This is a genomic window from Longimicrobium sp., from assembly GCF_048594345.1.
Taxonomy (GTDB): domain Bacteria; phylum Gemmatimonadota; class Gemmatimonadetes; order Longimicrobiales; family Longimicrobiaceae; genus Longimicrobium.
Window position 1 is genome coordinate 1 of sequence record NZ_JBMDXM010000073.1, and the last position, 20,764, is coordinate 20,764.

The following is a 20,764-nucleotide window of genomic DNA, read 5'->3' on the forward strand; positions in this document are numbered from 1 at the left end:
CGGGCTCCAGCGACTCTTCCCGCGTCGCTGATGGCCGTGAGCTCCGTCTAGCCATCCACCCCTCCAAGTCGAGAGCTTTGCTAGCTGGCCTGCGCTCGACCTCTAGTTTACTCCGGTCACTTCTGCTACGCTAGAAAAAAACGACAGTGACGCCGCCTGCTTCCCTCAGCTCTTGACCCGCTTTGTCAACGCAGTCGTTGCCTTCTCCTGGCTCCCCGTGCGGCTCTTCGTCCAGGACGAAGCCCGCTTTGGCCTGCACGAAGCCGTCACGCGCCGCTTCATCACCGCGCCGGGGGTGAAGCCTCACCAACTGATCCTGCCCCGCTACAAGTACTTCTGGTTGTTCGGTGCGACCGAGCCAGCGACCGGGGAGTCGTTCTTCCTTGAGATGCCGGCACTGGATTCGGATTGCTTCCAGGTGTTCATCAACGAGTTCGCCCGTGCCAACCGCGAAAGCATGAATGTGCTCGTGATCGACGGTGCTCCCGCGCACATCGCCGGCTCGCTCGTCATCCCCGACAACGTGGTGCTCTTCCGGCTGCCGCCTTACTGTCCCGAGCTCAATCCCATCGAGCGGGTCTGGCAGGACGTGCGCAAACGTCTACTGATCGGCCTGCCCGCAGGGCTGCAAGCGCTGAAAGACGACGTAACGAGGGTCATTGCGAATACACACCAGAGATCCTGGCTTCGATCACCGGCTATTCCTACCTCCGCAGAATATCTGCACATTTAATTTAGAGAAATGGTAGAACTGCGTCCGCGGCGCCCCCTCCGGGCCGGCACCACCGGCCCACCTCCCCCGAAACTGCCGGGGGAGGTTGGGTGTGGGGGATGGGTCGCGGATCGGCGAAATGCATCGCACTGGCGGCAGATGGGGTGCCCCTCCCCCGGCCCCTCCCCGTTCGTTCCTCACGGAGAGGGGAGAACCCAATCGCGCTTTGGATGGGGCGCGGTAGTTGGCTGGGTCGGGTCGCTGGCAGACGCGAACAAGCCGCGGATCCACATGGGAGCCGCGGCTTCTCAACAACCGTACTTTGGTACCTTCGTACCTTCGTACCTTCGTACTCTCGTACCTTCGTACTCTCGTACCTTCGTACCCCTTACGCCATCTGCTCCTGCCCGATGGAGCTTTCCGCGGTCTCCAGCACCGGCGGCTCGGCTTCGGCGACGCCGTGGTGGGCGAGCCAGCGCTCGGCCTCCAGCGCGGCCATGCAGCCGGTGCCGGCGGCGGTGATGGCCTGGCGGTAGTAGTCGTCCATCACGTCGCCGGCGGCGAACACACCGGGAACGCTGGTGGCGGTGCGCCACGCCTGCGGCGCCACCAAGTAGCCGTGCGGCGTAAGCTCGATCTGCCCCTTGAGGAACGCCGTGTTGGGCGTGTGGCCAATGGCGACGAACAGGCCGCCCACCTCCATCTCGCGCTCTTCGCCCGTCACCGTGTCCTGCAGCCGCAGGCCGGTGATGTAGTCTTCGCCCAGCACCTCCACCACCTGCGAGTTCCACTCGACGCGGATTTTGGGATTCGCCAGGGTGCGCTCGGCCATGATGCGGCTGGCGCGGAACGCGTCGCGGCGGTGGATGATGACCACCTCGCCGGCGAACTTGGTGAGGTAGTTGGCCTCTTCCATCGCCGTGTCGCCGCCGCCCACGACGGCCAGCACCTTGCCGCGGAACGCCGGCAGCGCGCCGTCGCACACCGCGCAGGCGCTCACGCCGCCGCCGTGCTGCGCCAGGCGAATCTCGTTGTCTAGCCCCAGCCAGTTGGCCCGCGCGCCGGTGGCCACGATCACCGCCCTGGCGCGGATCTCGTCGCTGTACGACGGGCGCAGCACGAGCGGGTAGGTGGAGAAGTCGACCGAAGCGACGTTCTCCATCATCGTCCGCGTGCCGAAGCGTTCGGCCTGCGCCTTCATCTTCTGCATCAGCTCCTGTCCGTCCACCCCCTCCGGAAAGCCCGGAAAGTTCTCGATGTCAGTGGTGTACATGAGCTGCCCGCCGGGGATCATGTCGCGCGAGGGCTCGCCTTCGATCACCAGCGGGTCCAGGTTGGCGCGCGAGGCGTACACCGCCGCCGTCCACGCGGCGGGTCCCGAGCCGATGATCACCAGCGTTTCCGCCTGACCGTCCTGCGACATTCGTAGATCTCCAGGTAGGTACGATCTGCCCGCCAGGGCAGGGAACGTTTGCGCGCGGGAATATACACCGGATCAGCGCCGGCGTGCTACACGGCGCCGCGGGAAGTTGTCAGATTACTCGATGATCCACTTCGCCAGCCGCGCCTCTGCCTCGTCCTGCTCGATGGCGCCCTCGGCGTCAGCTCGTTCCAATCCGCCACGCACCTTCTCGATCACGTAGAGGTGGTGCTGGATGTCCTCCAGTGAGCAGTCTTCCGGAAGACGCTGCAGCAGCGATGCGACGGTTTGCTTGACGGAACCCATCGTTCTCCAAAAGCGCACACCACAGACGATTTGTGGTGCCAATGAAGTTCATCAGCTATAGAGTCGTACCCGCTCCATCGTGGTTGAAGCGTCTTAAGACTGGTTCTCCGACCGTTTCACATCGCGTACTCTGTTTGTACAACAGCGCGATCAAGTTCAGCATCTCTGCCGATCTCGTTAAGCCAATCATGTTCCGAAAGATGCTGTACCGACTCCGTGAGCCAATCCGCGACCACATGTTCGAAGTGGACCGGCCGGGCATCACTTTCCAACAAGCTTGCGAGCCGCTCGGCCGTACGCGCGTCGGGTTGGATCTCGGCATCCGCTGGTGTGCCCGGATTGATAAAGTCCCGTGCGAGCCACAAGTAAAACGGTCCCGGAACAGCCGCCAACAAGAAGTGCGAAGTGGGCTGTAACGCACCATGTAGCAGCAGGTTACGATGGATGCGAGCTGCCCATGCCCGGGGATCCCGAATCACACCTGGCCTGCGCTTGATCTCTACAATCAGGAGGGGCGAGCCACCCGGAGATACAAGTGCCAGATCCGCACGTGGCGAAACGCGCGCGCCGGTGATCTCCCATTCTCCCGCACGCACCATCTCTTCAAGGCATGCTCTACAGACGTTCACCTGTTCACGTCCTGGCGTCGTCCATACCGCCGTGATCGGGCTCGACGTCCGCGCTGTGCACCTGTCACTCTGGATGTCGCATTCCGCAACAAAAATGATCCCCGTCGGCTGGACTTTCATCGTTCCACATCCTCCGTAAAGAGCTTCAGCCATGCCGCGGTCTGGTCGTGTGCATCTTCCACGAGATCCAGACGATCCTGTGAATCCAGAATCAACTCGAAGGATGCGTCCAGGCTTGCTTGCGCTTCTTCGATAAGATAGCTCATCCGGTCGAAAGGACGAATGTATCCTCTGTTGAAGCGGTGAGCGTGCGCAAGTTCATGAGCGAGGCACGCGAGTACGGACATCCGTGAGCGTGCGCTGTTCCCGAACGTCACCCGATGTGACGGATAGACGTCCGCACCCAGTGCTACAGCATTGCGCTCTTCATAGAACGCAGTTCGCGATCCGCTTTGTTCAGCCACCGAGGTGTCCAGCGCGCAGGCCGCATTTCCGCCCAGGGCGATCCACGCCTCAATGCACGTCTGAATCTGCGCCTGGCTAAGACCCTGCTCGTTGCGGCTAGATAGCATGCTCCATCCGCAACGACGTATCCTCGCTCCCGCGATCCAACGGCTCCGGCTCGGGAACGTCGGCGAGGAGGGGGCCGGTGTCGTCGCGGTCGTGCTCGCGGAACTGGCGGGCGTAGAGGCGCGCGTACAGGCCGCCGCTCGCCATCAGCTCGGCGTGGGTGCCGGTCTCCACGATTGTGCCCGCGTCCAGCACCAGCAGCCGGTCAGCGCGGCGCACGGTGGACAGGCGGTGGGCGATGATGAGCGTGGTGCGGTTGGCCAGCAGACCGTTCAGCGCATCCTCGATCAGCGCCTCGCTCTCGGCGTCCAGGCTGCTGGTGGCCTCGTCCAGCACCAGCACGGAGGGATCTTTCAAAATCGCGCGCGCCAGGGCGATGCGCTGCCGCTGCCCGCCGCTAAGCTTGATGCCGCGCTCGCCCACTTTGGTGTCGTACCCCTCAGACAGCAGCTGCACGAACTCGTGCGCGTGCGCGGCGCGGGCGGCGGCGACCACGTCCTCCTGCGGCGCGTCGGGGCGGCCATACGCGATGTTCTCGCGCACGGTGCCGCTGAACAGCAGCGTTTCCTGCGGCACCAGGCCCACGGCGTCGCGCAGGTCCGCCAGCCGCAGGTCGCGCACGTCGATGCCGTCCAGCGACACGCGTCCCTGCTGCGCGTCCCAGAAGCGCGGGATGAGGGCGGCGATGGTCGTCTTTCCCGCGCCGGAGGGGCCCACCAGCGCCACCGTCTCACCCGGGTGGATGCGGAAGGAGATGCCACGCAGCGTCCAGTCCGGGGTAGCGGGCGGCTTCACGGGCTCCTCGCGCTTGAGCTCGCCCCACTGCTGGGGGAAGTCCAGCTTGGGCAGCTCGTCCGCGGGCTCGTAGCGGAACCACACGTCGTCGAAGGCCACGGCGCCGCGGACGGGGCGGGGGAGCGTGGCCGGCGCATCCGGATCGCGCAGGTTGGGACGGCTGCGCAGCAGCTCGAACACGCGGCCCGCGGCGCCCACGGCCTCCTGGTACGCGCTCCACAGCCCGCCCAGCGCGCCGACGGAGTTGGCCGCCATGGCGCTGTAGAGGATGAACGACACCAGCGTGCCGGCGGTCAGCTCCCCCTGGACCACCATCCGCCCGCCGATCCACAGCACCAGCACCGACGCGCTGAGGCTTACGAAGCCGATGGCGCTGAAGAAGATCCCCCGCGTGACCGCGCGCCGCAGCGCGACCTTCACGGCCTCGCGGATGCGGTCGCCGTAGCGCGTGCGCTCGTGCGGCTCGCGAACGAAGCTCTGCACCACGCGGATCTGCGCGAACGCTTCTTCGGCGATGGCGCTGGCCTCGGCCACCTGGTCCATTACCCCCTGCGACGCCTTGCGCAGCTTCTTTCCGAAGTAGAAGGCGGAGCCCACCACCACCGGCACCACCACCATCGTCACCAGGGTAAGGTAGACGTGGGTGAGGGTGAGCATGACCAGCGCACCGATCAGCATCAGCAGCTGCCGGCAGAGCTCGGTGGTGTGCATGGTGAGCACGCCCTGCAGCATGCTGACGTCCGTGCCCAGGCGGCTGGTGAGCTCGCCCGTGCGGCGGTCGGCGAAAAAGGCGGGGGGCAGGCTGAGCAGGCGGTCGAACAGGTCCATCCGCAGCTGCGCGATGATGCGCTCGCCGGCCATGCTGAGCAGGTACGCCTGCGTAAAGTTGAGCAGCGCCTGCACCGCGAACAGCCCCAGCAGAAAGAGGGCGGTGCGGTCCAGCTGGGCCATGCTGCGGTCCAGGAACGCCGAGTCCATCAGCTCGCCGACGACGCGCGGAAACACCAGCCCCGCGGCGCTGCTGGCCAGCAGCATGACGGTGGCGACGGCAAGCTTGCCGCGGTGCGGCCGCAGCCGCGGCACCAGCTGGCGCAGCTCGCCCACCTTCAGCTTCTCGCGGAGCGCGGGCTTCGGGGGCTCGGCGGGCGGGGCGTCGGCCGCGGCGACGGGTTCGGGACGATCTGCCAGGGGCTGGGCCGGCGCGGGATCGGAGGATTGCACGTGTGAGGTCATGGTGCCGTAAATCTAACCACGCGGCGAGACTCCACCAACCGCGAACAAAGATTGATGGCCGGAATTGTCTCGGGTGGGTGAACCCGCGGCCAGGGAAGCGCGAAGGCCAGCAAACCACGCGGGGCTGCGTGTGATCCTGATGTGAAAAGGCCAGGGCCGTGCAGCAATGATACGCTCTCCCGCTTGCGGAAGCGCGTATTCGCGGGCCCCGTCCTGGCCCACTACACGCCGCATCTTACGCGGCAACAACGATCCGGCCCACCCCGGATCAAGCGGGGTGGGCCGATCGTGGCTGAACGTCCGTCCCGGAAGACGGACGAGCCCCGCCCAGGCGTACCGGGGCGGGGCTCGTCCGTTCGCTGTGGCCTGCCACCTACTCTACGTGGATCCAGCCCCACTGCTTGTCGGTGAAGAGGTGGTTCTTGATGACGCACAGCACCAGGTACTTGCCAGGCTTCAAGAACGTCAGCGTGAATCCCGGGTTCGGGACCTGCTGCAGGAACAGCCGGTTCACGGGGTAAAGCACAAACGGCCCCGGATTGGCGTCCGGAATGTCCTGGGGCTTCGTACCAGGGGCGTAGATCCCCACCCGGTGGATCATGGTCCCCGTGAAGGTCACCTTTCCGCCCACCGGGATGGTTACGGCATGCGGGCGGATGACGGCCTTGAAAAGCCCGGGAGGGGCATCCGGACTGGGGTCCCTCCTGCCGAACACCATCACCACCGGCTGCGCAGATGCGGCCGTGGCCTGCACCGACATCTCTTCTTCCTCGTCCGCAAGCGCGATCATGTCGTTGGGCGTCCACCAGGGCTGGTCCGTGAGCCAGTCGGCCTCCGTGAACTCATGCCCTTCCATGGACATGTGCCCTTCCGAGTGCGCGGCGCTCGCGGGGGCTACCGGCGTCGGCGAGTCGGCACAGTTTGCGAGGAACGGCGTCAGGGTAAGGACGAAGAGGGGGAATACACGACGCATCGCGGGTCTCCGGGACCAGGGGGAACAGAAACGAGGAGGGGGAGTGGCGGGCGAACGTTTCCCGCCGCACTGAGAATAACTGTTACGCCGGACGGTGTCAAGGAATAGGGAGTTACGATTCCTTGTCCGCCGACGCGTGACGCAACGGGCTACGCTTGGCCAGCGGGTGCAGGGCGTTCCGCACTCAGGTGGCGTCACCTCCGGCTCGCGCTGGAGGGGTCTTGAGGGCGCGAGTCGCGCGAGAGGAGATAGCTCAAGTCACAGGAAATCATCTACTTAGCCCAGGGTGTGTGGAACGCGTTGCAACGACTTTAAAGCTCCACAGACTGCGGGGGACAGGGATTCGCCCGCTCCCCGCAAGCGGCAGGCAATGCGCGCTCCTCATCCAGCAGGACCGCGTGGCTGCGGAGAAAACAGCGGGCTCACACACTGGATTGCGGACACGGTTCGCTGTGACTCCTTTGTTGGCGGCGCGTGATCAATGCGCCACCGCCCGAACACAAAGGGCGTTCGAGATGTAAGCTCGAGCGAGCGCCTGTGGCCCGGCGGGATTTGCGGCGTCTCCGTTCCAGCCGCGGCTCCATCCGCCCTGCACCGTAGCCGCAGGCGCGTTAGTGCGCGCCCTCCACCGGCACCGCGCCGTCGCCCAGAGGGATCTCGGCGCGGACGCGGGTGCCGGTGCCGGGGGCGCTCTGCACGTCCACGTGGCCGCCCAGGTACGCGGCGCGCTCGCCCATCCCGAACAGCCCCAGGCCGCGGCCCGCCGCGCGCACTTCCGGCACGTTGAAGCCGCGGCCGTCGTCCTCCACGGTCACCACCAGGCGGTCGGGCTCGCGGACGACGCGCACGGCGGCGCGGTTGGCGGCGGAGTGGCGCAGCACGTTGGAGAGCGCCTCCTGCACGATGCGGTAGACGGCCAGCGACGCCTCGGGCGGCAGGTCTCCGTCCGGCCCCTCCTCGGCGTCCAGCGACAGGTGGATCTCGGTGATCTCGCGGGTGGAGCGCACGTGCGACTCGATGGCGGGGATCAGCCCCAGCTCATCCAGCGCGGGCGGGCGCAGTCCGCGGGCAAAGCGGCGCACGCCGTCCAGGGCGTGGCCGATCTCGCGGCGCATGTCTTCCAGCGGCCCGGCGACGGCCTCGGAGTCGCTGGCGTTCTTTACCACGCGGATGCGGATGAGGAGCGCGGCCAGCAGCTGCGCGGTTTCGTCGTGCAGCTCGCGGGCGATGCGCTTGCGCTCTTCTTCGGCGGCGTTGAGGGCGGTGGCGGCGACCTCGCGCAGGCGCTCGCGGTTGGCGGCGGCGGAGTCGAGCATGCCGTTGAAGGTGCGCGTGAGCCGGTCCAGCTCGCGGTCGGCCAGCGGCGACAGCGGCACGCGCGCGTCCAGGTCGCCGCGGCGCACGCGGGCGGCGGTGCGCTCCAGCGCGTCCAGCGGGTGCAGCGCCAGCCGCAGGATGAGCGCGTTCACCAGCACGGTCACCACGATCCCCGCGCCCGCCATCACCCCCACCAGGTCCAGCGTGGACGCGGCCGGGTGCCGCCGCACATAGTCGGCGGTCACGAAGCTGCCCAGGATGGTGCCCACCAGCACCAGCGCGGCGTTGGCCAGCAGGATCTTGTAGAACAGCGGCACCCGCAGCAGCCACTGCACCAGCCGCGGGACGCGGCCGGGGGGGTGGGGCGGGTGGGGGGTGGGGGCGGTAGGCATGGATGGAAGATAGGGGCGGAGGCGCGAGGGCGGCAAAGTCATCAGCCAGCCGCCTGCGGGAGCGACTGAAGTCGCCGCAACAACAGCGGAAAGCCTCACCCCTGAACGGCAAACAGCGCCGTTCAGGGGTGAGGCTTCAACTACGTTTCCGTTCTCTCCAGATCGCGGTAGAGCGAGCCCTCGCGATGGTGCCTCTCCTGGTTGAGCACGTAATCGCGGACCCAAGGCACGGCGCGTTTGGTCAGGGTGAACGCGCCGTATCCGCCCTGCCACTTGAACGCGTCCGGAGAGCGCATCACGTGCGTGACGAAATGCGATGACGCGCCCTTCATGCGCTGCACCAGATCGGACAGGGCGATTTTCGGAGGATACCGGAGCAGCACGTGCACGTGATCCTCGATCCCGCCGATCGCGATCACGTCCGCTCCCAGTTTCGACGCCTGGTGTTGGAGCACGCTGTAGACTCGCGGCTGGATCTCCCGCGTGAGGAGCGGCGCGCGCTTCCAGGTGGACCAGACGAGGTGCACGTACAACTGCGTCCACGGATGTCGCATGATGCTTTGTGCGGTTGAGGTTTGTCGTTGAAGCCCCACGCAGTTTGTGGGGGATTCCGTAACCCCTGCGTAAGCAGCGTGTTTACAAGCACTTAGCGTCTCGCTTTCGGCTCGCTGTCAGTTCCTACTGTCAGTTGCCCGATTTCGCGCCTTTCAGGCCGTTCCGCTGGCCTTCTTGCGGCGCTTGGTGCCGCCCTCCAGCGACGCGACAGCGGCGCGGAGCGTGGGAACGTCTACGTAGTCGTACACGCGGCGCATCGTCTCCCACGTAGTGCCTGCTAGCTCCTCCTGCACGGCCGGGTCCAGCTTGCGAAACTTGGGGTCCCGGATGCCTGCGCGCTTCTCTCCGTGGTAACCAAGGCGCGGGATGTTCAGTCCGCGCGCCTTCTTGGTGGCCCGCATCCAGTTGTCCAAGCGGCTGCGCGGCACGGGCCGCGTGGTGTCGTTCTCCGCCGGGATGAGCCACGGAGAGGCCTCTAGGCCTTCTTCGCGGCGGTTGGCTAGGGCAAGCTCGATGATCTCCACCGCGCGCCCTGAGAGTGGCGTTACGCGCGTCCTGCCTACCTTGTCGTGCTCACCCTGCCACTGCACCAGTCCTGCGGCAAGGTCGATGTCCGCAAGCGCGAGCTGACGCACGCTGTTCATGCGGCGGCGCGTCTCCCGGCACAGGTCCAGCACGGCGGCCATGCGCCAGTTTCCCGCGTGCTTGGTAAGGAGCCCGTGCAGGGCCGTTGTCATCTCCTGCCGCACCGGCGTGTCTGCTGGGGGCAGTGGGAAGCCTTCCCAAGGGTTCCGGAGCAAGAGTACGCTTCCGTCGTCGCGCTCTACTTTCGCCCAAGTGAAGACGGCTCGCAAGAAGCGGATATCGTTGCGGATCGTCTGTCCCTTGGCTTTCAAGGGGAAACCGGGGATGGTTCCCTCCTTGCGCGCGCGGATAAACTCGTTGTAGCGCACGCGGCCCATTTCCGTAACCGGGCGCGCGTCTGGTCCGATCCGCTCAACGATGGCGTTGCGGCCGAAGTGAGCAAGGAACATGCGCCGGTCGGTGTCGTTCTGCTTCTGCGTGTCGGCCTTCTTTGCCGGTACGGCCTCGGCAAAGTACAGGTCGAGCAGCTTCCCAAGGGTGAGGGGCCCCGTTGCCTTCGTGGACCCCGTAAGGGGCCCCGTAGCGGCTACGGCAAGTTGCTCGGCCACCTCTTCGGCCCGCTTGATCGCTGCCAAGCGGGTCGTAAACCCGGCAGCCGTCAAGCTCACCCGCCCGCGCCGCGTCTTCTGCTTGCCCGTGGCGGGGTCAATGACTGGCAAACCCTGTTTGTCAAATACCGGCTCCGGCACTTCAAGCAGGAGCGGGCCACCGGGCCATTCTTCATAGACGCGGACGCGGTTTTTGCCCTTCTTACCCGCGCGGTAGCTCCACATCTTCGGCTGGTCCTTCTTGATCTTCTGCGCCATCGTCCTAGCTCCTTGGAGAGCGATGGCGCGCGCAACCCACATACTTAATATAGCAGGTTATTGCAGGTTGCGCAATAGTCTTGTATTGCGTATTTCGCGATTTATTTGGCGCCATTGCTGCCCCCTTGGACGATTGCGCGCGCAATCTGCAATGGTGATTTAGCGGTGTTTGTATCGCCGTATTGCGGCGTATCGCTTTCCGCCTCGGGGGCGGCGCCGGGCTTGCGCGGCAGGTCGGCCAGGCGGAAGGCGGGCGCGGCCTCGGTGCCTACGTTGGGCAGCTTGCCGGACTTGCACAGGCGCCGCAGGTGGCCGCGCGTGAATCCGGTTAGCTGCACCGCGCGATCCAGCGTGACAACGGAGTGCGGGCGGGCGCGCTCGTCGGCGTCGAGCTGCGCGGCGCACGCCTCCAGCACGGCGGCAATGTGGTCGGCGCCATAGCCGCGCAGGATTTCGGCGTGCGCGCGCCACAGCGCGGCGCGCTCGGCTGCGGGGAGTGCGGGGAGTGCGGGGGTAATCTGGATCATCGGCGCGCCTCCCTCCGCCGGAGCGGACCGGCGGACCGCGCCCCGCCCGCGCACGGCAGGCCGCCGGAGCGGGCCGTAGCCCGGCCCCGCTCACACCTGCCGCGCGAAACGGTGGGGGTGTGGGGGGCCCTGCCCCCCACAAACGCCCGCCGCAGGCGTCCTACCCGCCGTAGCGAGCTTGCGAGCGCAGGCGATAGCGAGCCTAAGCGAGCGTAACCACCGGGGCCCGTTGCACGCGTGCAACGGTGCATGGCGAGAGAGAGACGGCGGACCGGATGCCGGAAACCGTTTCGACGGGCGCAGCCCGTCAAGTCAGTGATGAGGCACGAACCATCACCCGTGCACCGGGCCTGCCGTTGGGCGCCGGGCGCAGGGACTTTCAACGTTTCCCGTAGCCCGGCGCCTCCGCCCGCGCAGCGGGCGAAGGGGGCAGGCAGGAGGGCGGCCGGTGCGGCGCGACGGTTGGACAAGCGGGGGTTGTTGCTGGGGTTACGCTGACACAGGTGCGTAAGCGTGATACCCCAAGCCGCCCCCGCCGGGCGCTTTTGCGTGAGGGATTCGCGCCCGCAGGGCCGGGACAGCCCGGCGGGGCGCTCGGTGGGAAAGCGGCCGACGCGCGCTGCAGGTCGAGCGCGCAACCGATCCGCCGGGGTGGCCCGGCGCAGTTGGGCGACGTTGTTTGTCGCCCTACTGCGCGCGAAGCCCGACCCCCGCTATTGCGGGGGGCACGCCCTCACCGTTGTTCGTCCTTGGATAAACACAGGACAACGAATCCGGGGCGTGGCTGTAGCGGCTGACGGCACCCGGCCTGCTACACGTGCGGCGCATGGTATATCCAGTAGACGATGCGCATCTGCGCTTGACCCTGCTCCGGCAAGAGCTCCGCGCGACGGTAGAGCGCATACGGGCGCTCGTCGAGGAATCGCGGCGCCTGCACGCGGCGCGTGCGGCACGGACTAGAAGTCCATCCCCGGACCCCGATCCCGCTCCCGGTCCCGCTCGCGCCTCAACGCCTTCTCGATGCCACTGAGCACCCGGCGCGCTAGGTCGTGCGCGTGACGGTTGCCCTCCAGCAAGGGCCATAGCTGGCGATCCAGTTCGTACGGACCCAGCGCGAAGGCCAGCGGACGCATGAGCTTGGAAACCTCGCCCTCGTACGTGAACGACTGCGGCAACTTCAGCCGCGCCGTCTGCGCCTTCTGCCCCGGCCCACGCAGGTTGTCCGCTTCCGCCTTGGCGGCCTCCACCTCTTGGGGCTTCGGCCGGGGGGGATAGGCGGTAATGAACTCGTCCAGCGGCGCGGCGATGCCGGGTGCCTTGTCGCGCGCCTCTGTCCAGTCGGGCCGGGGCACAAGGCCCACTCCCCACCACGGATAAACGGTCTTCGTTTTCAACTCTCCGAACTGTTCCGGCGCTTCCCGCAACGCGGTGTGCAGTTCGTAGTTTGTGTGCGTCTTGCGGAACTGCCGCATCTGGCGGACGGCGGCCGAAGGATCGGCGTACACCGGCCGCACGGCTGCGGCGAGTTCTTTCAAGGCTGATTCCGCCCGCCTTGCCCGTTCGCCCAGGTCTTTGGCATTCGCCTGCGCGGTGCTGGCCGCTGCAATGATCCCGTCAAGCCGCTCGGCCTCGGCCTCCACGGCGCCGCCCCTGCGGATCGCCTCCACCAGAGGGCGCAGGTACTCCGGCACGGGCTCGGGCTCCGGCTGGGGAGCGGGCGGCGCCGGCGGTTCCTTCGCGGGCTCGCGCGGCGGCCGCCGGGGCGCCGGCCTTTCCGGCGTGGGCATCGGAAGCGGCGCCGGGACCGGCTGTGCCGGTTCCGGCGGTTGCACGCGTGCAACGGTCGGCTCCGGCTCCGCATCCTGATCAGGTTCCGGCGCCGGGCCGCCGCCGCCGGTGGGGCTAAGCACCGGCCCCAGCGATGCGGGCTCCGGCCGGACTTCCTCGCGGCGCGGGGGCGCGGGTGGCTCCGGTTCGCGGGCAGGCCGCGCCGCCGGGACGGCGGAACGCGTACGCCGGTAGTCGGACAGCCTGCCTAGCCGCTCCTCCATGTTCCCGCGCGAGAACAGGCGGTCCACGTCGGACGCCTTCACCTCCTGCCGCCCGTCGTGGATGGTGAACCCGCCGCCCTTGATGCGCAGGTGAAGCCCGACAGCCTCTAGCCCCTCCTCCAACTCCGCCCAGGTGGACGCGCGCCCGAGCACGGGCCCGCCGCGCTCCTGCACTATCCGCAGGAACGCGGCGTCTCCGCGCTCCAGTGCGGGCGCGGGCTCTTGGCCGGGGACCGGCGCATGCTTGCCCGGCACCACGCGCCAGCCTAGCGCCACCTCCTCGGCGCGTAGAGCCTTCTCGATCTTCGGCCAGTCAAAGGAGTTCTCCCACGCCCGGTGCGTCTCCGGGTGCACCCGGTTGACCACAAGGTGCATGTGCGGGTGCGCCGTGTCGTTGTGGGCGATGATGAGCACTTGATGCTCTGACAGCCCCAGCTCGCGCAGCACCGTGTCCGCAACGCGGCTCATGCTGGCGCGGTCCACCGGGTCGCCGGGATCGGCGCTGATTACGAGGTGATAGACGGGGCGCTGCGTCCGCACTGACTGGCGCGCATACGCCGCCATCAGGCGCGCGGCCGTCTCGGGGTCCTCGGTCGGCAGGTTGCGGCTCTCCACCCACTCAACGCGGCCAAGCTCCTCCCCGGCATTCCCGTACACCGAGTATCGCACGAGGCCGATAAAGCCCTTACCGAACGGGAGCGCCTTCCCGATCACCGGAAGATCCAGCGAAACGAGGCCTCCACCGCTTCCAGCGCGGGGAACACTTCCGAGTCCGGCGGTAGCTCGTCCTCGTCGGCGTGGGCGCCGTGCGTCAGGTCGTTGAGCGCGCGACCGGCGACGACGATCACCTGCACGGCCTCCGCGGCTGTGGTGCCCGGCGCGGGGGCGGAGCGGATCGCCGCCTCGGTGACGCTGATCGTCCGCTGGATGCGAGCGGCGGCACCGTCGGCCCAATCGTCCACGGCGACGGCGTGAAGCTGCCGCAGGTTGTTCAGCACCCGGCCAAGCTGCCGGGTAAGTTCGTCGCGGTGGTAGCGCTTGGGCGCGGGCGGCGCGCCTAGCGCCGCCTCGCGCACGTAGCGCAGCGGCGGCACGCCGCGCTTGCGCGCGTGCTCCTCGATGCGGGCCCACTCGTCAGGGGTCCAGCGCGTTGGCTTGCGGATGGTGCGGCGGGGGCGTGCCACGGTGTTGCCGTTCCTTTGAGCGCAGCGAAAAGCGAGCAGGGGAAAGGTGCCCCGAGCGAAGCGAGGAAAAAGGCACCTTTCCCCATTGCTCGCTCCCGGTTTTCACCGGGCCTAAGCCCGGTGCCTGCGTAGGGTGGTACCCCGCTGGGGGGGTGAGGAGACGACGGCGGGATTTCGCGGCACGCGAAATTCCCGGATTTCTCGGCACGGGAAAAACCCCGGTGCCGGGTGGGTTGAATGGCACGCGCAATCCGCTATTTCGGGACGCGCGAAGGGTACTTCTTGCCGTCCGGAAATTCGCGAAAACTCGGCACGCGAAATCGGGGTTTGTGGCCCTCCCCGGACTGCCGCGCGCGCGCACGCGCGGCAGTCCCTAAAGGGCCACACGAAAACGGGCCGGGGAAGCGCGGAACGCGCTTTCCCGGCCCGTTGTTTTCCCCCGGCTCTCCGGCTCTCCGGCTCTCCGGCTGTGCGCCTGCTGTGCGGCTTCCGTGCGCAGGGGGTTGAGCGCGTAGCGCGAAGCCTCCCCATCCCCCGACCGGCGCCAGCCGGGCGGGCGGGGCCGTGTATGGTGCTAGCACCATACGTATCCTGCATTCGCGGTTCAGGTTCTCACAGGGCAATCAAGCGTGCGGGCGCTCCGGCTATTTTGTCTACTCTCCGGTATAGCGCGGTCCAGATGTATCGCGTATTTTGTCTGATTGTGGGGAGACACTATCCGATTCATACGGGGCAAACACAGTGGCACCAGCCCTTACCGCAGCACGCCCGCGAGCGATTCCGCTTGCCCCGCGTTCTCGACGCGGCGGCGGCGACGGCGTTTCTCTGGACGGTTGGGAGATTCTGGCCGATCCATACGAAGACCGGCTGGAAGATGTTTGCACGGGCTTATGGATGGTGCTGCGCGACGTCCAGCACTGGACCGATCGAACCCAGCGGAATGGCCTGTTTGGGCCACGAACACACAAGGTTCGCGCGCGGCTGCTCCGCGCCATGCGTGCGGCTCCGGCGCTGGCACCGGCTCTCCGAATCTTTCTGCAACTGCGCACCACGCCGGGAACGGTTCTAGCCAGTGAGTTAGGCGCCGCGTGCTACGCTGTATGGGGATGGGCTGAGGGCGAGTCGCTCATTGGTACGGCTGCGCATTTCGCTGAGGCAGCCGCGTACTTGGTTCCCGAGAATCCGGCGTACGCGAATGATGCGGGGTGGGCCTGTCGCCGTTGTAATCACTACGAACGTGCGGGCGTCTGGTACCAACGGGGATTGCGGCTCGCCGTTCGGTCGAAGAACCGCCATGAAGCAATCCGCGCCCTTATTGGACGCGGAGCCGTGTACAAGAATTTGGGTCAGCATGAGCTCGCTCGGCTGCTGTATGAGCGTGCCAGTCGTCGCGCGGTCAATACGGGCAGGCGGCGGCAGGCCGCTGTTGCCCGCCATTACATCTTTGCGCTAGAAGCTGAGAAGGGCACGTTCGAGGATGGGCTGGAGGCAGTTCGTGAGACGCTGAACCTCTATCCGATCTATGACCGCCGGGTCCCGTACCTAGCACATGATTACGCGTTCCTACTGATCCGCAACCGCTATTTCTCTGCGGCCCTGGCTCTGCTGGAAAAGCTCGCCCCTGCCATAACGAAACCGGAAGAACGCGTGCTGTTGCAAAGCACTATGGCACGAGCGGCAGCAGGGGCTGGGCGGTTTGACCAGTTCCGTGTGATGGCGCAACACGCGCTAGACACCGCCAGAACGCACCCCGAGTATGCGCACGCTTGTTACCTCCAGTTGGGCTATGCATTGCAATCCGCTGGCGAGTGGGAAGCAGCGGCCGACTACGCCTCTCGCGCGGAACAAGGCGCGCGCATGCTCAAAGACGCTGTGGTCGAACAGTTCGCATCGGAACTTCGGGGGGAGATCGCTGCACGCGTCCCGGCGGAACGGGAAAACGCTGAGGCTTGTCCGTACGCGGTGGAGTTGATCGAAAGAATGTTCTCATTTCGGCTGCGGCGCTGGTTGGCTCCGGACCGGCGGGGAACCGGAGCCAATGCGCAACCCGTTAACGCTGCTGATCGGGAGCGGGCAAAGCTTTAGTTGCCCCCGCCGAACGTCAAACCGCCGCCGTCAACGGCCGCGTCCCCGTCTTGGGTCGCGGTCGTTGTCATTGTGGTCGTGGTATCCGACCTGTTCCCTCCCCCGAATGTCAATCCGCCGCCGTCGAACGAGGGCTGCGTCTCGGGAGCCGTGAGAGTTGTGGGGCTCTCACCGCATGCGGCGAGAACTAGCGCGGTTGTGATAGCAACGGCGATACGGGCGCGGATGGTTTTCATGGATGTGGGCTCCCTCAACGGGTTCGCGAAAGACCAACACGGACCATCCAAAGGTAACCGGCTCATACCTGACCCGCCAGAAACCACCACCACAAATCTCGCCACAAATAGGCACTATGATACGCGTCAGTCGGAGACACACACTGCCCGGACAAACCGCCTTCTAACTCTCCCTTTCCGCCTTCGGATATGCTCGGGGTGTTCGCGTTGCACACACCCCGACCAAAGGCGGAACTCGCATGCACACCCACTCAGCCGCGCCATCAACCAATCTGGAGCCTCCGCAGCGTCATGAGGTGGAGGATCACCCCGGTCCCAAATCCGCCACTGATTCGGCCGCGCAACCGAAGGAAGGCGACAACAGGGAACCGGGCTTTCGCCTGCATTCGGGCCCTCCGGACTACGAGAACTACCGTTACGGCTACCCGCCGACTCCGGGCTACATGTTCGGTAGCGGAAACTGATGAGCGCGCCAAGCCAGCTCCCGCCGGGGAGCCCGGCACCGCCGTGCGGGGCATCGGACGGAGCGCAGCCGGTCGGGCGGTCCGCAAACCCGTCCACTGAGGAAATGCTCCGGTATAACGCGGAACGGCAGTACAGGATGATCCGCGTGGGTTCCACGTGGATGTTCGGGAGCGGCAACTAATGCCCAGGGGCAAGGATCGGCGGCGCGGCATCCCGCGCAGGTGGTGCGTCCCTCCCGCGATGGAGCGCGATCTAGGCGAACGGCTTGACGGAGAGCGCATCCTAGAGGAATCGCCGGGAGACCTCGGGCTGCTGCTGTGGCGGACGGTGCGGGACGTGGCGTTGTGGGCGATCACGCCGGAGGAATCGCGCGCGGGCCTGTTCGCGGACGGGACGGCGGGCGCGCGGCTGCGGCTGGTTACGGCGGTGGAGCTACCGGGCAGGCTGGCCGCGCCGGTGGATACGCTGCATGGGCTGCTAGGGGAGCCGGACCGTGCGGACGCAGAAATCGTGATGCTCTGCTGCGGTGAAGTCGCCGCGTGGGCGCGGGGTGCGGGCCTGCCACACACGGCGGTTGCGTTCGCCCAGGCGGGCGCGGCGGCGGCGCCGCTGTCCGGCGATGCTGCGTTGTTCGTGGGTGTGTGCGCGCTGGAAGCGGGCCAGATCGCACGCGCGGACACATGGATGCGGCGTGCACTGGCGGTTGCGCGCCGGGAGCGGAACTGGTCGGCGTACTCGTCCGCGCTGGTGGAGTTGGGCGCGGTGGGCGAGCGCCGTGGCAAGCTGCTCCCGGCCGAACGGTTCTACCGGCTCGCGATGCGGGCGGGTCGTCGCCACGGCGAGCGTAGCGCGCAGATGCGCGCCGCGCACGCTCTCTTTCGTCTTGCCCGCCAGAAGGGCGAGGAAGGGAGCGCGGCGCAGTTCGCGTTGAGCGCGCAACGGTCCTTCGACGGTGAAACCGCCGGGGCTTGGAACCTCCTTCTGGACCTCGCGCGGTTCTGGACGGACGTGGACGAATCAGGCCGTGCAGGCGGGGCGCTCCGGCGCCTCGTCCCGGCGCTGCTGACGCTGGACCTCGGCGGGCAACTGGCGGCGTTCGCGCTGACGGCGCGGGCGCAGGCAGCGCCGGGGCGCCCGCGCAGCGGGAGCATGGCGTGGCGGGCCGCGTGGGTGCTGCTGGGGAACCGGGAGCTACCGGACGCGGTGCGGTGCGCGGCGGCGGTGGACCTCGCGTACGCGGCGCGGATCGGGTGCGACCTGCGCGCGTTCAGGGCGGCCCGGCGGGCCGTGCTGGGCCTCGCGCCGCAGGCGGAGTTTCCGGCTGTCGCGGAGCGCATAGCGGCCTTGTGGCCGGACGGCGAAGCCTCCCGGATGGACAGGGCATCGTGAGCACGCCAGACCGCGCCCCGGCGGAAGGAGAGGAGCCATCCGCCACGATCTACGGCCCCGCATGGCTGGATGCGCGGGAACGGGTGGTGTGGATCGACGACGAAGACGCGCGTGCCCTGCTGGCGGCGGCAATGGATCAGGTAGAAAGCGGGTGGGACGCCGTGCGGGTGGTGCAGCGGTGGGCAGAGCGGCACCCGGAGCGGGAGCGGGCAGACGACGAATACGGGGCGCTCCTGACGTTCGCGCAGTCGGAGCTACAGGAAGTGTTCCGGTCGATGGCGTCCGATCTCGCGGAGATGGTGACGGGGTGGCCGGGGCGGGACCTTCCGCCGGGTAATGACGTTGACGCGCACCGGACGGAGTTCGGGCGATACGCAACGGTGCTGGTGCTCGCGACGGGGGCCGCCGTAGACGTGCCTGCCGAGTTCCGCGCGGCGGTGCGCCAGGTCGCGCGCCTGCTGCCGGGCGGGGAGTGGTTCCGGCGGCTGACGGAGACGTTCGCCGGGATCCAAGACGTGTCGGACAGCGAGATAACTGCGGACACGGCACGTCAGGCGGTGGATTTCCTTGTGCACGCCCTGCCGGACTCTGAACGCGAGCGGATCGGCGGCGTGCTGGTGCAGGACCTTGAAAGCGGGTACGGGGCGGCGGGTCAACCGCTGCCGCCGTGGCTCGGGGTGCTGAAACACTTCTTCGCGACAGGGGAGAACAACGACGATGCGAAATAAGCGAGTGGGGGCGGGCGGGCTGTGGCTGGTGCTGGCCGGTCTGCTGGCGTCGGCGCCGGTGCAAGCCCAACGTGCGCCGCAGGGCACGCAGACGGGCACGGTGCAGCTGCTGGTCTGGAATCGCGCGGGACAGCCCATCGACGTGGAATTGCGGGTCGGCAAAGAGACGGTGTACGCCGCCCCCGTGCCGAACGGCAGCGTTGCCACGTCGATGGAGGCGGCGCGAGTCGTCCAGCGGGAGCCGGGAACCTACCTCGTCCAGGTGGTGGACCGGACACGGAAGCTGATGGATTCCGTGTCGGTGCAGATCGACGGGAACGAGGGGCAGAACGTGGGCGTGCACCTGACGCGGGATGGTGTCGCGTTCGTGGTAACGCGGGGGGACGTGACAGGGCTGACCCCGCCCCCGGCCACGGGCGATGGCTCCGCTGGGGTATCGCTGGTGGCGGACGTGAGCAGAGCCGTTGCCGCCCTGCTGGGCAAGCTGGACCCTTGACGTACCGCCTACGCCGGATTGCCTGCGCGTCTGGCGTTCTCCTTCTCGCAGGTGCCATAGGGGCGGGGGCGGCGCACGCACAGGGGAGGCCGTACGTGGCGCCGGATTCGGCAGTCGCGGCGGCGGCGGGGATGGCCGTGCGGAGCGCGGACGCGTGCGCGGGGGTGTGGCCGGGGTACTGGCACGCGGGCAAGCCGTTCGGTTTCACGCGACAGGCGGACAGCACGATTTTCGTCTACGCCCCGGCAGGGCCGCCACCGCCCCCGTACGATGCGGTGCGGGGGCGGTGGCTCGCGCCCGAGCTCCGGGGTGCGCTGCACGCGCGCCGGGGCTACCCGGACGGGTTCGGCGGGGTGGACGTGTGGTTCCGGCTGGGCGGCGCAACGCTGGCGGTAACACCGGCCTACCATCCGTCCGCCGAAATCGTGCTGGAGATGCTGTATCATGAAGGTTTCCACGCGCACCAGTGGGAGCACTTCACAAACGTTCCGGGGGCGCGGCCAGGATTCGGCAGCAACGTGGCCCCGGTGCCTCTGGAGGGCTCGCCGGAAGCGTACGAGGCGCTAGCCGAAGCCGAACGGCAGGCGCTTGCGGCGGCGCTGGTGGCGCCGTCGCGGGATTCGGTGCGGGCGGTGCTGCGGGGCTACCTCGACCTACGCGCGCGGCGTGCGGCGCTGGCGCCGGACGCGCAGGCGGTGGAGCGATGGGAGGAACAGACGGAAGGGACGGCGGACTACGTGGGGAAGCTCTGCGCGGCCTACGCCATCGGGGCGGGCCGCGAACACGCGCGGACGCGTGTCCGGCAGGGGCTTGCGGAGCGACAACGCGCGCTCGTCGGCGGGCGCCCGTCCAAGTGGCGGGCGTACGCCGTAGGCGCTGCGCTGGGCCTTCTGCTGGATGATCTGGCGGGGGACGGCTGGCGTGAGGCCGTAGGGGCGGGCACGGCGCTGGACGCGTACCTGCGGGGAGTGCTGGAGGGGGAGCTAAAGCGGGTGTCCACCACGGCGGGCGAGCGGGGGGCTTGTCCCCCCCGAGTCCGCCGTTCCGATTTTTGGCGCGGACTTTCGGTTTTTGAGGCACGCCAAAAAGAACACTCCGCCATCCATCCATCCATCCATCCATCCATCCATCCATCCATCCATCCATCCATCCATCCATCCATCCATCCATCCATCCATCCATCCATCCATCCATCCATCCATCCATCCATCCATCCATCCATCCATCCATCCATCCAGCCATCCATCCAT

General features: G+C 67.5%; 17 protein-coding genes and 1 pseudogene. 6 read left to right on the forward strand and 12 right to left on the reverse strand.

All coding sequences use genetic code 11. The features are described from left to right. Positions 1-172 precede the first annotated feature (172 nt). Positions 173-733 carry an IS630 family transposase gene (locus ACOJUJ_RS08345; RefSeq protein WP_420126404.1) on the forward strand — a complete coding sequence of 187 codons (561 nt, stop codon included), beginning with the start codon at positions 173-175 and terminating at the stop codon, positions 731-733. 367 nt (positions 734-1,100) lie between these two features. On the opposite strand, the gene trxB is transcribed toward ACOJUJ_RS08345, so the two are convergent. The 12 genes from trxB to ACOJUJ_RS08405 all read right to left on the reverse strand — a co-directional run bounded on the left by trxB (position 1,101) and on the right by ACOJUJ_RS08405 (position 14,115). Next, a complete protein-coding gene (gene trxB, locus ACOJUJ_RS08350; protein ID WP_420126405.1) occupies positions 1,101-2,135 on the reverse strand; it encodes a thioredoxin-disulfide reductase in 1,035 nt (344 codons plus the stop codon). A gap of 114 nt (positions 2,136-2,249) precedes the next feature. Next, positions 2,250-2,438: a hypothetical protein gene (locus tag ACOJUJ_RS08355; protein WP_420126406.1), complete on the reverse strand. Its 189-nt coding sequence runs from the start codon at positions 2,436-2,438 to the stop codon at positions 2,250-2,252. A 116-nt stretch (positions 2,439-2,554) separates the two neighbouring features. Next, complete coding sequence (locus ACOJUJ_RS08360) at positions 2,555-3,187, reverse strand: hypothetical protein (protein WP_420126407.1); 633 nt, start codon at positions 3,185-3,187, stop codon at positions 2,555-2,557. Then, positions 3,184-3,639, reverse strand: coding sequence for a hypothetical protein (locus tag ACOJUJ_RS08365; RefSeq protein WP_420126408.1), 456 nt, complete (start codon positions 3,637-3,639; stop codon positions 3,184-3,186). The genes ACOJUJ_RS08360 and ACOJUJ_RS08365 overlap by 4 nt, the downstream gene beginning before the upstream one ends. Further along, positions 3,629-5,665: an ABC transporter ATP-binding protein gene (locus ACOJUJ_RS08370; RefSeq protein ID WP_420126409.1), complete on the reverse strand. Its 2,037-nt coding sequence runs from the start codon at positions 5,663-5,665 to the stop codon at positions 3,629-3,631. Before ACOJUJ_RS08370 ends, ACOJUJ_RS08365 begins: the two co-directional genes overlap by 11 nt. 373 nt (positions 5,666-6,038) lie before the next feature. Continuing rightward, positions 6,039-6,638, reverse strand: coding sequence for a hypothetical protein (locus tag ACOJUJ_RS08375; RefSeq protein WP_420126410.1), 600 nt, complete (start codon positions 6,636-6,638; stop codon positions 6,039-6,041). Positions 6,639-7,249: 611 nt separating this feature from the next. Continuing rightward, positions 7,250-8,347 carry an ATP-binding protein gene (locus ACOJUJ_RS08380; RefSeq protein WP_420126411.1) on the reverse strand — a complete coding sequence of 366 codons (1,098 nt, stop codon included), beginning with the start codon at positions 8,345-8,347 and terminating at the stop codon, positions 7,250-7,252. 140 nt (positions 8,348-8,487) lie between these two features. Further along, the gene (gene tnpA / locus ACOJUJ_RS08385; protein WP_420126412.1) at positions 8,488-8,901 is read right to left on the reverse strand and encodes an IS200/IS605 family transposase; all 414 of its coding nucleotides are present in this window, start codon (positions 8,899-8,901) and stop codon (positions 8,488-8,490) included. Between the two features lie 153 nt (positions 8,902-9,054). Beyond that, positions 9,055-10,353, reverse strand: coding sequence for a hypothetical protein (locus ACOJUJ_RS08390; protein WP_420126413.1), 1,299 nt, complete (start codon positions 10,351-10,353; stop codon positions 9,055-9,057). A gap of 101 nt (positions 10,354-10,454) precedes the next feature. Further along, positions 10,455-10,880, reverse strand: a complete 426-nt coding sequence (locus ACOJUJ_RS08395; protein WP_420126414.1) for a hypothetical protein — start codon at positions 10,878-10,880, stop codon at positions 10,455-10,457. A gap of 956 nt (positions 10,881-11,836) precedes the next feature. After that, on the reverse strand, positions 11,837-13,645 hold the full coding sequence (locus tag ACOJUJ_RS08400) for a relaxase/mobilization nuclease domain-containing protein (protein ID WP_420126415.1): 1,809 nt from the start codon (positions 13,643-13,645) through the stop codon (positions 11,837-11,839). After that, positions 13,642-14,115, reverse strand: coding sequence for a plasmid mobilization protein (locus tag ACOJUJ_RS08405; protein WP_420126416.1), 474 nt, complete (start codon positions 14,113-14,115; stop codon positions 13,642-13,644). The genes ACOJUJ_RS08400 and ACOJUJ_RS08405 overlap by 4 nt, the downstream gene beginning before the upstream one ends. 741 nt (positions 14,116-14,856) lie before the next feature. Here ACOJUJ_RS08405 and ACOJUJ_RS08410 point away from each other — a divergent pair. The 5 genes and pseudogenes from ACOJUJ_RS08410 to ACOJUJ_RS08430 all read left to right on the forward strand — a co-directional run. Then, a complete protein-coding gene (locus tag ACOJUJ_RS08410) occupies positions 14,857-16,200 on the forward strand; it encodes a hypothetical protein (protein ID WP_420126417.1) in 1,344 nt (447 codons plus the stop codon). A gap of 941 nt (positions 16,201-17,141) precedes the next feature. Then, positions 17,142-18,290 carry a hypothetical protein gene (locus ACOJUJ_RS08415; RefSeq protein ID WP_420126418.1) on the forward strand — a complete coding sequence of 383 codons (1,149 nt, stop codon included), beginning with the start codon at positions 17,142-17,144 and terminating at the stop codon, positions 18,288-18,290. Between the two features lie 86 nt (positions 18,291-18,376). After that, positions 18,377-19,018: a hypothetical protein gene (locus ACOJUJ_RS08420; RefSeq protein ID WP_420126419.1), complete on the forward strand. Its 642-nt coding sequence runs from the start codon at positions 18,377-18,379 to the stop codon at positions 19,016-19,018. Next, on the forward strand, positions 19,008-19,514 hold the full coding sequence (locus ACOJUJ_RS08425; RefSeq protein ID WP_420126420.1) for a hypothetical protein: 507 nt from the start codon (positions 19,008-19,010) through the stop codon (positions 19,512-19,514). The genes ACOJUJ_RS08420 and ACOJUJ_RS08425 overlap by 11 nt, the downstream gene beginning before the upstream one ends. A 95-nt stretch (positions 19,515-19,609) precedes the next feature. Further along, positions 19,610-20,764, forward strand: a pseudogene (locus ACOJUJ_RS08430) (hypothetical protein); the annotation flags it as partial.